13 protein-coding genes and 1 tRNA gene are annotated in these 13,568 nt (G+C 54.2%); 4 read left to right on the forward strand and 10 right to left on the reverse strand.

Annotated elements, in window-relative coordinates; genetic code table 11:
- Positions 1-11 precede the first annotated feature (11 nt).
- From LCD46_15675 to prmB, 5 genes are read right to left on the reverse strand one after another with little or no spacing between them, the layout of a single operon-like run.
- A complete protein-coding gene (locus LCD46_15675; protein ID UOY69511.1) occupies positions 12-557 on the reverse strand; it encodes an elongation factor P hydroxylase in 546 nt (181 codons plus the stop codon).
- On the reverse strand, positions 554-1,366 hold the full coding sequence (locus tag LCD46_15680) for a sulfite exporter TauE/SafE family protein (protein ID UOY69512.1): 813 nt from the start codon (positions 1,364-1,366) through the stop codon (positions 554-556). Before LCD46_15680 ends, LCD46_15675 begins: the two co-directional genes overlap by 4 nt.
- Positions 1,366-2,190: a penicillin-insensitive murein endopeptidase gene (gene mepA / locus LCD46_15685; protein ID UOY69513.1), complete on the reverse strand. Its 825-nt coding sequence runs from the start codon at positions 2,188-2,190 to the stop codon at positions 1,366-1,368. Before mepA ends, LCD46_15680 begins: the two co-directional genes overlap by 1 nt.
- A 2-nt stretch (positions 2,191-2,192) precedes the next feature.
- The gene (aroC, locus tag LCD46_15690; GenBank protein UOY69514.1) at positions 2,193-3,278 is read right to left on the reverse strand and encodes a chorismate synthase; all 1,086 of its coding nucleotides are present in this window, start codon (positions 3,276-3,278) and stop codon (positions 2,193-2,195) included.
- A 60-nt stretch (positions 3,279-3,338) separates the two neighbouring features.
- Positions 3,339-4,271, reverse strand: a complete 933-nt coding sequence (gene prmB, locus LCD46_15695) for a 50S ribosomal protein L3 N(5)-glutamine methyltransferase (GenBank protein UOY69515.1) — start codon at positions 4,269-4,271, stop codon at positions 3,339-3,341.
- Positions 4,272-4,416: 145 nt separating this feature from the next.
- On the opposite strand from prmB, the gene smrB reads away from it, so the two are divergent.
- Positions 4,417-4,968, forward strand: coding sequence for an endonuclease SmrB (gene smrB, locus LCD46_15700; GenBank protein UOY69516.1), 552 nt, complete (start codon positions 4,417-4,419; stop codon positions 4,966-4,968).
- Positions 4,969-5,016: 48 nt separating this feature from the next.
- Here smrB and sixA read toward each other — a convergent pair whose 3' ends face one another.
- The 4 genes from sixA to LCD46_15720 all read right to left on the reverse strand — a co-directional run bounded on the left by sixA (position 5,017) and on the right by LCD46_15720 (position 9,637).
- The gene (gene sixA, locus LCD46_15705) at positions 5,017-5,502 is read right to left on the reverse strand and encodes a phosphohistidine phosphatase SixA (protein UOY69517.1); all 486 of its coding nucleotides are present in this window, start codon (positions 5,500-5,502) and stop codon (positions 5,017-5,019) included.
- A gap of 209 nt (positions 5,503-5,711) precedes the next feature.
- The gene (fadJ, locus tag LCD46_15710; protein UOY69518.1) at positions 5,712-7,859 is read right to left on the reverse strand and encodes a fatty acid oxidation complex subunit alpha FadJ; all 2,148 of its coding nucleotides are present in this window, start codon (positions 7,857-7,859) and stop codon (positions 5,712-5,714) included.
- Positions 7,859-9,169 carry an acetyl-CoA C-acyltransferase FadI gene (gene fadI / locus LCD46_15715; GenBank protein ID UOY69519.1) on the reverse strand — a complete coding sequence of 437 codons (1,311 nt, stop codon included), beginning with the start codon at positions 9,167-9,169 and terminating at the stop codon, positions 7,859-7,861. Before fadI ends, fadJ begins: the two co-directional genes overlap by 1 nt.
- A 183-nt stretch (positions 9,170-9,352) precedes the next feature.
- Complete coding sequence (locus LCD46_15720) at positions 9,353-9,637, reverse strand: YfcZ/YiiS family protein (protein UOY69520.1); 285 nt, start codon at positions 9,635-9,637, stop codon at positions 9,353-9,355.
- A 372-nt stretch (positions 9,638-10,009) separates the two neighbouring features.
- Between LCD46_15720 and fadL the strand changes: the two genes are divergently transcribed.
- Entirely contained in the window at positions 10,010-11,350 is a 1,341-nt protein-coding gene (fadL, locus tag LCD46_15725) for a long-chain fatty acid transporter FadL (GenBank protein UOY69521.1), read from the forward strand.
- A gap of 43 nt (positions 11,351-11,393) precedes the next feature.
- Here fadL and mlaA read toward each other — a convergent pair whose 3' ends face one another.
- Entirely contained in the window at positions 11,394-12,146 is a 753-nt protein-coding gene (mlaA, locus tag LCD46_15730) for a phospholipid-binding lipoprotein MlaA (protein ID UOY69522.1), read from the reverse strand.
- A gap of 314 nt (positions 12,147-12,460) precedes the next feature.
- On the opposite strand from mlaA, the gene LCD46_15735 reads away from it, so the two are divergent.
- Positions 12,461-13,390 carry a formate/nitrite transporter family protein gene (locus LCD46_15735; GenBank protein ID UOY69523.1) on the forward strand — a complete coding sequence of 310 codons (930 nt, stop codon included), beginning with the start codon at positions 12,461-12,463 and terminating at the stop codon, positions 13,388-13,390.
- 75 nt (positions 13,391-13,465) lie between these two features.
- Positions 13,466-13,540 (forward strand) — tRNA-Arg (locus LCD46_15740).
- The last annotated feature ends 28 nt before the right edge of the window (positions 13,541-13,568 follow it).

A 13,568-nucleotide genomic window follows, 5' to 3' on the forward strand; every position in this document is an offset into this window, starting at 1 on the left:
TCTTTCCTCAGTTAAAGATCTTCCGGCCAGGGGAAGCATTCCGCCGCGATCGCCGGCGTGTGGTAATAATTCTGTAAAGCCTCGATCAGACGCGCCGGACGTTCCGGAATGCCTTTCTCAAGATATTCCATCACCTGCGCATGAACGCGGCGCTGGAACACGATACGGTCTGGCTCGAAGTCGCCTTCGAGGTTGTCACAGCTCACGTTGAACGGGAAACCCGCCGCGATGCAGAATAACCATTCCAGCGCCTGCGGTTTAACCTCAACATCTTCAAACTGCCCCTGCGTTGCGGCGTCACGTCCGTCCGGGCAGTACCAGTAGCCGAAGTCCACCAGCTCGCGACGCGCTTTTCCGGCGATGCACCAGTGCGAAATCTCGTGCAACCCGCTGGCGTAAAAACCGTGAGCAAAGACGATGCGGTTATACGGCACGTCAGCATCTGCGGGAAGATAGATCGGTTCGTCGTCGCCTTTAATCAGACGGGTATTAAAATCGTCAGCAAAACAGCCGTCAAAAATCTCAATCAGCTGTTCGTATTTATGCGTACTGTTCATGAGTGCATCCCCAACCAGGTGAGGATCTCCTGTCCATGGCTGTCATAAAGAAGTTTGGCGCTCATTACCGCCGAGACGATAACAATCATTGGGCGGATAAGTTTTTGTCCTTTGCTTAACACCAGACGCGAGCCTGCACGCGCGCCCAGGAACTGCCCCGCCATCATCACAAACCCGGTTGCCCAGATAACCTTGCCCCCGATGATAAACAGCAACAGGCCACCAAGGTTTGAGGTCGCGTTGAGCACTTTGGCATGGGCAGTGGATTTGGCAAGGTTAAACCCAGCTAGCGTCACGAACGCCAGCGCATAAAATGAACCGGCGCCCGGGCCGAAGAAACCGTCGTAAAAACCCACACAGCCACCGGCAATCAGAGCAAATGGCAGACCGTGCAGACGACGCTGGCGATCTTCTTCACCGAGTTTTGGCATCAGCAAGAAGTAAAGCCCGATGCAGATGACCAGAATCGGCAGGATCTGGCGCAAAATATCGGACTGCACGTGCTGGACCAGCAGCGCGCCCGACGTCGAGCCGATAAAGGTCATCAGGATATTGAGCTTCTGATCGGCAAGGCTCACCACCTTACGGCGGATAAAATAGAGCGATGCCGAGAGTGAACCGCCGCAAGCCTGCAGCTTATTCGTGGCCAGAGCCTGAGCCGGGCTCATGCCCGCCGCCAGTAGCGCGGGTACGGTTAACAGCCCGCCGCCGCCCGCAAGAGCATCGATAAAACCGGCCAGCATGGCCACAAAGAACAACACCACCAGCAGCAGCGGCGACACCATAAACAGATCGACGAAATTATCCATTAAAGTACATGCTCATCCAGTAGCGCCTGGCAGGAAGGCGGCAACGGAGGCGGTGTCTTCTTCTCAGGCTTAGAGGTTCCAGGTTTGGCTGGCTCAAACCAGCTTTGCAGTTCATATCCGCAGCCATCGCCCGACGGCGGTAGCGGCTGATCTTCACATTCCAGGCTGTTCGCCGGGCAGCGCAGACGCACGTGCATGTGCGCACGGTGCTGGAACCACGGGCGGACTTTGCGCAGCCAGTCGCGATCGGTTCCGGCATCCAGGCAGAGCTGCTGTTTGATAGCCGGGTTGACGAAAATCCGCGTGACGTCGTTATCTTTTGCCGCCAGCTTGATCATGCTGGATACGTCCCGCGTCCACAGTGACGGCACAACGCGCTTGCCGTCGCTCGCCACCAGATCCAGCGCCTGCGGTTTCAGCAGTTGGGCGGAGGTCCAGCGCGTTTTCGGCAGCTGCAGGAAGATATCGACGTCCAGCCCTGTCTGGTGACTGGCGTGCCCACTGTTAAAACGACCGCCGGCAGGCATCCCCATATCGCCAATCAGCATCGTGCCCAATCCCAGGTTATGCACCTGGTTTCCCAGACGCTGGATGAACAACACCAGATCCGGGTGACCGAAATAACGACGCTGATCGGTACGCATCACCTGGTAGGTATCGGACTGCAGCGGAAGCTCCTGGGCACCGACGATACAGCCGTTCGAAAAGGCACCAATGGACTGCGCGCTCCCCGCCACCGGGTGGGTGATTTTTTGCCATGGCGTCGCGGCCAGACTGGCTCCGCTGGCGAGCAGCGCCAGCAGAGCAATTGCGGTCTTTTTCATGTTTACCAGCGTGGAATGGTGGTCGTCACATCCGCATTCTGCGCGCGCTGGCGCAGGAAGTGATCCATCAGCACGATAGCCAGCATCGCCTCGGCGATCGGCACCGCGCGGATCCCCACGCACGGATCGTGACGTCCTTTGGTGATCATCTCAACTTCTTCGCCATCGCGGTTAATCGTATGGCCCGGCACGGTGATGCTGGAGGTCGGCTTCAGTGCGATGTTGGCAACAATCTGCTGCCCGCTGCTGATCCCACCGAGAATGCCACCCGCATGGTTGCTCTGGAAACCAGCTTTCGTAATTTCGTCGCGGTTCTGACTGCCACGAAGCTGAACCACGTCAAAACCGTCGCCAATCTCTACACCCTTAACCGCGTTAATGCTCATCAGCGCGTGGGCGATGTCGGCGTCGAGACGGTCAAATACCGGCTCACCCCAGCCAGCCGGGACGCCGTCCGCCACCACGGTGACTTTCGCTCCAATGGAGTCGCCCTCTTTTTTCAGGCCGCGCATCAGTTCGTCCAGCGCCTCCAGCTTGTCGGCATCAGCACAGAAGAACGGGTTCTGTTCAACCTGCTCCCAGTCCTTGATGGCCAGCGGAATGTCGCCCATCTGGGTCAGACAGCCACGGATCACAATGCCAAACTTCTGCTGCAGGTATTTCTTGGCAATCGCCCCTGCGGCCACGCGCATCGCGGTTTCACGCGCGGAAGAACGTCCACCGCCGCGATAGTCACGGAAGCCGTATTTTTGCTCGTAGGTGTAGTCGGCATGGCCTGGGCGGAACACGTCCTTGATAGCACCGTAGTCCTGAGAACGCTGATCGGTGTTTTCGATCAGCAGACCAATGCTGGTCCCGGTGGTACGGCCTTCAAAGACGCCGGAGAGAATTTTAACCAGGTCCGGCTCGCGACGCTGCGTGGTGTAGCGAGAAGTGCCCGGACGACGACGGTCGAGGTCGTGCTGTAAATCGGCTTCGGTCAGTTCGATGCCTGGCGGGACGCCGTCAACGATACAACCCAATGCCAGCCCGTGCGATTCACCAAAAGTGGTCACACGGAATAACTGTCCAATACTGTTTCCTGCCATCACGGCTCCGATGTTGTTGTTTGTGTTTGAGCGTTGTGAAACGGGCCGAAGCCCGCTGGATTAATCTTTATAGATACTGAAGTGTTCACGCGCGTCGAGCAGCTGCGCTTTGGTCAGCATAAAGACGCCGTCACCGCCGTTGTCGAACTCAAGCCAGGTGAACGGCACATCCGGGTACTGCTCTATCAGATGTACCATGCTGTTGCCTACTTCACAAATCAGAACACCGTCGTCGGTCAGATAATCCGGCGCGCAGGCCAGGATGCGACGCGTCAGCTTCAGGCCGTCAGAGCCTGACGCCAGACCCAGCTCCGGCTCATGGCGATATTCGTTCGGCAGATCGGACATGTCTTCCGCATCAACGTACGGCGGGTTAGTGACGATGAGATCGTATTGCAACGTTGGCAGGTCGCGGAACAGATCGGAGCGAATTGGCGTAACGTGGTGAATCAAACCATGTTCTTCAATGTTGTGCTCGGTGACAGCCAGCGCGTCGGTGGAGATATCCACTGCGTCCACTTCCGCTTCCGGGAAAGCATACGCGCAGGCGATGGCGATGCAGCCACTGCCGGTACACATATCCAGAATGTGTTGCGGCTGATGGCCGATCAGACCTTCAAAGTGGTTATTAATCAGCTCGCCAATTGGCGAGCGCGGCACCAGCACGCGCTCATCGACATAAAACTCGTGGCCGCAGAACCAGGCTTTGTTAGTCAGGTAGGCGACCGGAATACGCTCGTTCACGCGGCGGATCACACGTTCAACAATGCGGTGTTTTTCGCTTGAGGTCAGGCGCGCGGTACGCATGTCTTCAGGAATATCCAGCGGCAGATAGAGAGACGGCAGCACCAGCTGAACAGCCTCATCCCACGGGTTATCGGTACCGTGACCGTACCAGATATTGGCGGCACTGAAGCGGCTAACCGACCAGCGCAACATGTCCTGTATGGTATGCAGCTCGTTTACTGCTTCATCGACAAAAATTTTATCCACTCTTTCCTCCAGGGCATGCTCGCATAATTTTCGGCGGCTAGTTTGCCATGAAGACGGCGATAAATCAGCAATGACGCGTGCCGCTTGAGGTTAAAAAATGCGTTTAGTCGGTTACACTATCGGAAATACGAGATGAGAATGACAAATGAAAAAGAAAACATCGCTCAGCGAGGAGGATCAGGCGCTCTTCCGACAGCTGATGACCGGGACGCGTAAAATCGCGCAGGACACTATTGTCCATCGCCCACAGCGTAAAAAAATCAGCGAAGTACCGGTCAAACGGCTGCTGCAGGAGCAGGCGGATAACAGCCACTATTTTTCAGATGAATTTCAGCCGCTGCTCAATACGCAAGGGGCGGTGAAGTATGTTCGTGAAGACGTCAGCCATTTTGAGCTGAAGAAATTACGCCGTGGGGATTATTCACCCGAGCTGTTTCTCGATCTGCATGGTTTGACGCAGATGCAGGCGAAGCAGGAGCTGGGAGCTTTAATTGCGGCCTGTCGCCGTGAACATGTTTTTTGCACTTGCGTGATGCACGGCCACGGCAAACATATTCTCAAGCAACAAACACCCCTGTGGCTGGCTCAACATCCGCACGTGATGGCTTTTCATCAGGCACCCAAAGAGTACGGCGGAGATGCCGCATTGCTGGTGTTGATTGAAGTAGAAGAGTGGCAGCCGCCAGAATTACCCTGACAGAACAGCGGGAAGCATGCTCTGCTCCCCGCTATAGCACACGTCACATCAGATCGCTTTTGCCATCTTCAGGTTGCACGGACTCATCTGCCAGTTGAAGGTACCTCTGCCCGTTTCGTCGAGAGTGACATTGGCAATGGCGGAGGTAGTGAACATCGGCGGAGTCTCACCCGGGCAAAGCTCAGATACCAGATAGCCAACCAGTGGCAGGTGGGAAATGACCAGCGCGGAAGCGACACCTTCATTGTACAGCTCCTGAAGATAAGCGCTGACAAGGCCTACATCGCCACACGGGGTGAGTTCAGGGAGAACATCCACACTGGCAGGCAGGTTCATACACTCCCCTACCATGTCCAGCGTCTGTTCTGCACGCAGGAACGGACTCACCAGAACGCGCTCGATGTCCACTTTTTGACCTTTAAGCCAGGTCGCCATCAGACGAGATTCGTCGCAGCCACAGACGGTCAAAGGACGTACTGAGTCACTGGCGGCATCGAGTGCCGCGTCGCCGTGACGCATGATAAAAACTTGCATATTGCACCGCTTTTGTTAACCAGAATCACCGGCGTTAACTACCCGCGATAACTGCTGAGAGGTAGAAAACCCGATGGCCGGGCATTGTGCCTGATCCATTCGGTGAATGAAACGCTGTTTTTTACCTCAATGGCGTAAGTATAGTCAATCTCTGTTTACAAAATCGCCAGAACAGATTCATTCACTTCAGGATTTACCCTTCTTTGACCTCAACTTACGAGGACAGTTTCCCTTACAGGCCAAAATGTCTGGCCCTGTTCCGCCATCTGCAATAATTCGTCACACGGTGTAAACCGTGGACCATACTGCGAGGCCAAACGTTGCATGATAGCAACCACTTCACCCGCACCAAGCGTATCCATGTAACGGAACGGGCCGCCAAGGAACGGCGGGAAACCAATGCCGAATACCGCGCCGATGTCACCATCACGCGCGCTCCTGATAACCTGCTCACCAAAGCAGCGCGCCGCTTCATTGAGCATCATCATCACACACCGTTCAGCACACTGAACGGCAGACAGTTTTCCCTGACCGGCGGTCGAAATAAGCCCATAAACAGAAGGGTCGACCTGTTTCTTGCTTTTACGCCCTTTCGCGCCGTAAAGATAGAAACCGCGTTCATTTTTTCTGCCTTTGCGATCGTCCTTCAAAATTGCAGAAACAATATTTGCAGGCGGGGTAAAACGATCGCCATAAGCGGCTTCCAGCACAGGTATAATTTTAGTTCCGGTGTCTATTCCCACCTCATCCAAAAGTTGGATTGGCCCAACAGGGAAACCAAACTTGACGAGCGCCTCGTCGACGTGCTCGATTTTCTCGCCTTCTGTCAGCAACCGCATGGCTTCATTAATATAGGGAGCCAGAATGCGGTTAACGTAAAAACCGGCTTTGTCCGCCACAACGATCGGTGTCTTACCCTGCATTTTGGCCAGTTTCACCACGGTGGCGATGGTTTGCGGGCTGGTTGTGGCATGCGGGATCACTTCCACCAGCGGCATTTTTTCTACCGGGCTAAAGAAGTGCAGGCCAATCACCTGCTCCGGACGCACGGCTTTCGCCGCGATATCGCCAATCGGCAATGACGACGTGTTTGAGGCAAAAATGGTGTGCGGGGCGCAATGTAGCTCAACGTCTGCCACCATCTGCTGCTTAAGCGCCAGATCCTCAAACACGGCTTCAATCACCAGATCGCGATGCGCAAAACCACTGTAATCCGTCGTACCGGAGATCATCGCCAGGGTTTTATCACGCTCGCTTGCCCTGATATGGCGGCGTTTGACCTTCTGATCAAGGTTCTGCCAGCTATACTGCAGCGCGTGGTTGATCCCTTTCGCAGCGATGTCTTTGATACGTACAGGCAATTTACCTTTGCTTGCGGTAACAAAAGATATTCCGCCGCCCATTAGCCCACCACCCAGTACGCCAACGGCGCGTAGCGGAGCAGGTTTAGCCTCACTGCCCGGATCTTTTTTCACCTCAGTGCTGGCAAAGAAAATGCTGCGCAGTGCCTGCGACTGCGGCGTCATCGCCAGTTCACCGAAGGCTTTTGCCTCAGCGGCATAACCGCTACTGCTGCCCTGCGATAGCCCTGTTTCAATAACCTCAAGAATTCGCTTCGCCGCCGGGTAGTTGCCTTTGGTTTTCTGCTCAGTCTTTTTACCCACCATACTGAACAGCAAAGCACGTCCCAACGGCCCGGCCAGAACGCGTTCACGCACGGGTAGAGGACGTTTAGCCTGGCGTCCTTTCAGAGCCAGTTCGACGGCAGCCTCCAGCAAAATGGAATGAGGAACCACTTCATCAACCAGGCCGGCTTTCAGGGCCTGGCGGGCACGCAGTTGCTTACCCGTCAGGATCATTTCGAGTGCAGTGCTGACCCCCACAAGGCGTGGCAGACGCTGCGTTCCGCCGGAGCCTGGCAGAAGTCCTAACTGCACTTCCGGCAGACCCAGAATGGTTTTTGCGTCATCGGTACAGATACGGCTATGACAGGCCAGCGCCAGCTCCAGCCCTCCGCCCAGACATGCGCCGTGGATCGCGGCAATCACCGGGATCGGCAGAGCGTTGATCTCCGCCATCACCTGCTGGCCCTGACGCGCCAGCTCTTCGGCTTCCAGCGCGCTTTGCGCCCGGGCGATCATGTTAATGTCGGCTCCGGCAATAAAGTTGTCCGGCTTGGCAGAGATAAACACCAGGCCACGAATGGCTTTGTTGTCGCGGATCTGCTTTAGCATCGCGCGCACCTGAACACCAAATTCAGCCTTCAGGGTATTCATCTTTTCATCAGGCACATCAATAGTGATAACGGCCACGTTATCGAGGCGAACCGTCAGATTAAATGCAGATGGCATATCCATTATTCAGCCTCCAGAACCATTGCTGCACCAAGTCCACCCGCCGCACAGGCGGTAACAAGGCCAAACCCGCCGCCACGGCGACGTAGCTCGTGTAATGTTTGCGTGATCATCCTCGCCCCTGTGGCGGCAAACGGATGACCGTAGGCGATAGAGCCGCCCAGCACGTTGAATTTACTCTGATCGACTTCGCCTGTGGCATGGGCGCGGCCCAGCACATCTCGCGCAAAACGCTCGCTTGCCAGTAACTGCACGTTTGCCAGGGTTTGTGCGGCAAAGGCTTCGTGCATATCAATCAGGGTTAAATCAGCCAGCGTCAGCCCTGCGCGATCCAGTGCCAGCGGCGTGGACCAGGCAGGCCCTAACAGCATGTCCTGCCAGACATCAATGGCGGTAAAAGCGTAGCTGCGCAAATAGCCCAGGGGAGTGATACCCAGCTCTTTCGCGCGGGATTCGGTCATCAGGATCACCGCAGCAGCGCCGTCCGTCAGTGGCGTACTGTTAGCCGCGGTTACCGTGCCATGTTTGCGGTCAAACGCAGGGCGCAGTTTTGCATAATCTGCCAGCGTCGAGGTGCCGCGGATATTGTTATCTTCGGCGAGCGGTTCACGGTATGGCGGGATATAAGCGGTCATCACTTCATCAGCCAGTTTACCTTCAGACCAGGCTTTCGCTGCCAGCTGATGTGAACGGTGGGCCAGCGCATCCTGCTGCTCGCGGGTAATGCCATAGGTCTTCGCCATCTGCTCGGCGGTATCGCCCATGCGCAGACCCGTGGAATATTCCGCTACGGCAGGAGGCACAGGCATGAGATCGCGCAGGCGTAAACGAGAGAAGAGTTTGAGCTTTTGTCCGGTTGTGCGGGCTTTGTTGGCATCAACCAGGATGCGCGCCAGCTTTTTACTGACCCCGATCGGCAGTACCGAAGAGGAGTCCGCCCCGCCGGCGATCCCGGCACGAATGGTGCCCGCCATCAGGCTTTCAGCCACGTTCGCTACAGCCTGGAAGCTGGTCGCGCACGCGCGGCTGACGCTGTAGGCATCAGTATGGACATTCATTCCGGTACCGAGGACGATTTCCCGCGCAATATTCGGTGCTTCAGGCATCTGCACGACCTGACCGAAAACCAGCTGTTCGATGACCTCTGGCGGAATTTCGCTGCGAGCCAGCATCTCCCCCACCACCATTTTCCCGAGGTCAACGGCCGGTATGCCATGAAACGCCGTTGCCTGACGCGCAAATGGCGTACGCAATCCACTGACGATGGCAATGCGATCGCCCTGACGGGTAATAAGCGGTAATGCCTGACTCATAACACTCCCCTGTAAAATATTTTGCGCAAACATAAGTGGTCTGACCTGATAATAGTCTTAACCATTTTTTTACATTCAGCCAATCAGGGAAACGAAAAAGTGCGAGCTAAAACACAGAGAAGAAAAAGAAAATGCCCCTGCATGGCAGAGGCATTTACGAGGTATGTCAGCGGGCAAAAAGAATTAACGCAGACCCAACTGGAAAATCAGCGTTTCTGCTTCGCAGGCGAACACAAAGTCGATATCCAGCTTCACGCCACCTTCCACTTCGGTAAAGGTCGACTTGATTTCACACGGATCGGATTCCACATCACGCGCACGCTTGCTCAGCGCGGTCAGGGTCTCTTCCGCTTCGGCACGGTTAGTGAATACACGGCTGTAAGAGGCGGTGCAATCGGAGTTGTCCATGATGGTGCCAACATCCATACAGCAGCAAACCGGGGTTTCATCAGCACTGCATTTACTCATAGCTCAATTTCCTCTGTATTCGCGCAATGCGCGAGATAAACACGATGCTGATATTTTACGCCCCGACGCTGGCTCTCTCCAGCCGTTAATGGCGCAAAATCGGATAAGTGACCAATATCACACTAAAAAATGATCTAAAACAAAAACCCCCCTTTTGGGTGAGTCGCGATGGTCACATTTTTGCCAAGCAGATCTCGTTTCAAGAAACATGTTTGAAAATATTAATAAACAAACTTGCAACATTCCTGCTGGTCAGACCTATACTCACGCCACTGGTCTGATTTGTCTGTCATACCTCAGACCCTACACTTCGCGCTCCTGTTACGGTATGTAACAATTATTGAATAAAAATAACTCAATGAGGTTATGGTCATGAGCCAGAAAACCCTGTTCAACAAGACTGCGCTGGCAGTCGCAGTGGCACTCGTCTCCACTTCCGCATGGTCAGCGGGCTTTCAGTTAAACGAATTTTCTTCCTCTGGCCTTGGCCGCGCATATTCCGGGGAAGGCGCCATCGCTGATGATGCGGGTAACGCAAGTCGTAACCCGGCACTGATTATGATGTTTGACCGCCCAACGTTCTCTGCTGGTGCTGTCTATATTGACCCGGATGTTAATATTTCTGGTAAATCGCCGTCCGGTAAGAGCCTGAATGCGGACAACATCGCCCCAAGCGCCTGGGTTCCAAACGTACATTTTGTTGCACCTATTAACGACCAGTTTGGTTGGGGGGCATCAGTGACCTCTAACTTTGGTCTGGCGACTGAATATGGCGATAACTATGCAGCGGGCACAATGGGCGGTAAAACTGACCTGAAAACCGTAAACCTGAACCTGAGCGGCGCTTATCGCCTGAACGACAACTGGAGCTTTGGTCTTGGTTTTGATGCGGTTTACGCCGATGCTAAAATCGAGCGCTATGCAGGTGACGCCGGTATGCTGGCTGCCGGTCAGATTCTCTCTCAGGTACCAAACCTGCCTGCGGCAGCACGCCCGGCCGCCATCGCCAAAGCCAAACAACTGGCCGCCATCCCTGCCGACACCCAAATTGCACGCCTGAAAGGCAGCGAGTGGGGTTATGGCTGGAACGCGGGTATTCTGTATGAGCTGGATAAAAACAACCGTTGGGGTTTGACCTACCGTTCTGAAGTTAAAATCGACTTCGACGGAGATTACAACAGCAACATGAACACCGCCGTCCCAGGTTTCCCGTATCCAACTGGTGGCAGAACTATTCCGGGCTCTCTGACGCTTAACCTGCCAGAAATGTGGGAAGTTTCAGGTTACAACAAGGTTGCGCCACAATGGGCAATTCACTACAGCATGGCTTATACCAGCTGGAGTCAGTTCCAGGAGCTGAAAGCGACCGGCTCTAATGGCCAGACGCTTTTCTATAAGGATGAGAGCTTCAAAGACTCTTATCGTATCGCGCTGGGTACCACCTACTACTACGATACTAACTGGACCTTCCGTACCGGTATTGCCTTTGATGATAGCCCGGTTCCGGCTCAGACACGTTCCATTTCTATCCCGGATCAGGACCGCTTCTGGCTGAGCGCAGGTGCGACTTATGCGTTCAATAAAGATGCTTCTGTTGACGTAGGTGCCTCTTACATGCACGGTCAGTCCGTGACCATCAAAGAAGGTCCGTACGAGTTCCGTTCTGAAGGTAAAGCCTGGCTGTTCGGTACTAACTTCAACTACGCGTTCTAATCGCGCGGGATCAAAAAAGGTGAGCATCGCTCACCTTTTTTATTTACTGCGAATCAATGTCTTTTAATTCGTTTTCGATGGCCTTCGCGTTTGGATTCTCTTCCGGCTTCAGCTTACCGCCGTTGGCAATAAAGTCATGATTCTGGAAGTACGCTTCGCGAACCATAATATACGGGTCAGAAGACTGACGCAGCAGACCATCAGAGTCGAGCAGTTGCGCACGTGTTTCAATCCCTTCCACCGTCCATTTACCAATCGACAGCGGCCAGGTTAGCCACGACAGAACCGGATACAGCGTATCCACCATATCGCCACCATCATCACGGACGGTGAAACTGCCATAGAACGGCAGATGGACATACGGGCCGTAACCTACGCCATAATGCCCCAGAGTACTACCGAACCGGTGCGGCTGTTCACGCTGCAGTTTCGGGTTGGCCATACCTGCAACATCAATGAAGCCCCCCATCCCCAACAGAGAGTTCAGGAAGAAGCGAGTAAAATGCACCATCCCCTGATACGGGTCACCCTGCAGGAAGTAGTTCACCATTACCGCAGGCTCTTCGAGGTTGCTGGTAAAATTGCTTAACCCATTACGCGCGGGTTGCGGAACATAATCGCGCCATGCCACTGCCACCGGGCGAACCACATACGGGTCCAGCACGTTGTAGTTGAAGCTATACATTGAGCGGTTAAATCCTTCGAGAGGATCGGAGCGTCCCGTTTGCTCCCCAGAGCTGGCGCAGCCCACAAGCATCGTCGCACCCAGCGCAAGCGCCGACAGCCGAAGTTTCATAAATATCTCCCTGTTCAGTTTGGCTATCGTTGATTGCCATCCGTAACGGAGCCTTTAATGCTCCGCCTGTAAACATGCAAGCGATTGTAACAGCACGTTTACCGATGTCCATGAGCACAATTACGGGCAGTAACCAGCGTGACTCTGATCTCAGCATAGCCTGGCTTTTGGAATTCGTTTCGCTGGCAATTTTATAATGTGTTTGAAAGAGATGTCTCACCTTTGTTGCTATTGCCACCAATTTAAGAGCTTCCCCACAGGCAGCCCAATAAAAACCGCTACGCTTAGAAGAAAATCAACCTGCGGGAGTAATTATGAAAGAAGTAGGCGAAGAAAAAGTGGGAAAAAGTAATGAGAAGATTGAAATTGAGAGCGAAGAGAAAGCCCGCGGCAAGAAGATAGAAGTTGACGAAGATCGCCTCCCCTCCCGCGCGATGGCGATCCACGAGCATATTCGCCAGGATGGCGAAAAAGAGATGGAACGTGATGCCATGGCCCTATTCTGGTCAGCTATCGCTGCCGGGCTTTCAATGGGGGCTTCTCTGCTTGCTAAAGGCATCTTTCATGTGCAACTGGAAGGTGTGCCCGGCGGGTTTTTACTCGAGAATCTCGGCTATACCTTCGGCTTCATTATCGTCATCATGGCGCGGCAGCAGCTGTTTACGGAAAACACCGTTACCGCCGTTCTGCCAGTAATGCAAAACCCTACCCTCGGTAATTTCGGTTTACTGATGCGTCTGTGGAGCGTGGTCCTGCTGGGCAATATCATCGGTACAGGCGTCGCGGCCTGGGCATTTGAATATATGCCGATATTTGATGAACCCACCCGCGATGCGTTTGTGAAAATTGGCATGGATGTGATGAAAAATACGCCAGCTGAAATGTTCTCCAATGCCATCATCTCCGGCTGGATTATCGCCACGATGGTCTGGATGTTTCCTTCAGCCGGCAGCGCTAAAATTGTGGTAATCATCTTGATGACCTGGCTGATTGCGCTGGCTGACACGACGCATATCGTGGTGGGTAGCGTTGAAATACTCTATCTGGTCTTTAATGGCACACTTCACTGGAGCGATTTTTTCTGGCCATTCGCCCTGCCGACGCTTGCGGGCAACATCTGCGGCGGGACATTCATCTTCGCGCTGTTGAGCCATGCGCAAATCCGTAACGACATGTCGAACAAACGCAAAGCAGAGCTTAAGGCACGGGAAAATGATGATAAATCGACAAAAAAATCGGCATGAATGGTGACTCTTTGAGCAGTCAGGCGGCAATGCGCTTAACGCAAAGTGTAAATAACGTTATACTCGTGCCGCCTCGTCCCCTTAGTTAAATGGATATAACGAGCCCCTCCTAAGGGCTAGTTGCAGGTTCGATTCCTGCAGGGGACACCAGATATAACTCTCCTGATGTCTACCGAAT

The sequence above is a fragment of the Enterobacter ludwigii genome, assembly GCA_023023105.1.
GTDB lineage: Bacteria > Pseudomonadota > Gammaproteobacteria > Enterobacterales > Enterobacteriaceae > Enterobacter > Enterobacter adelaidei.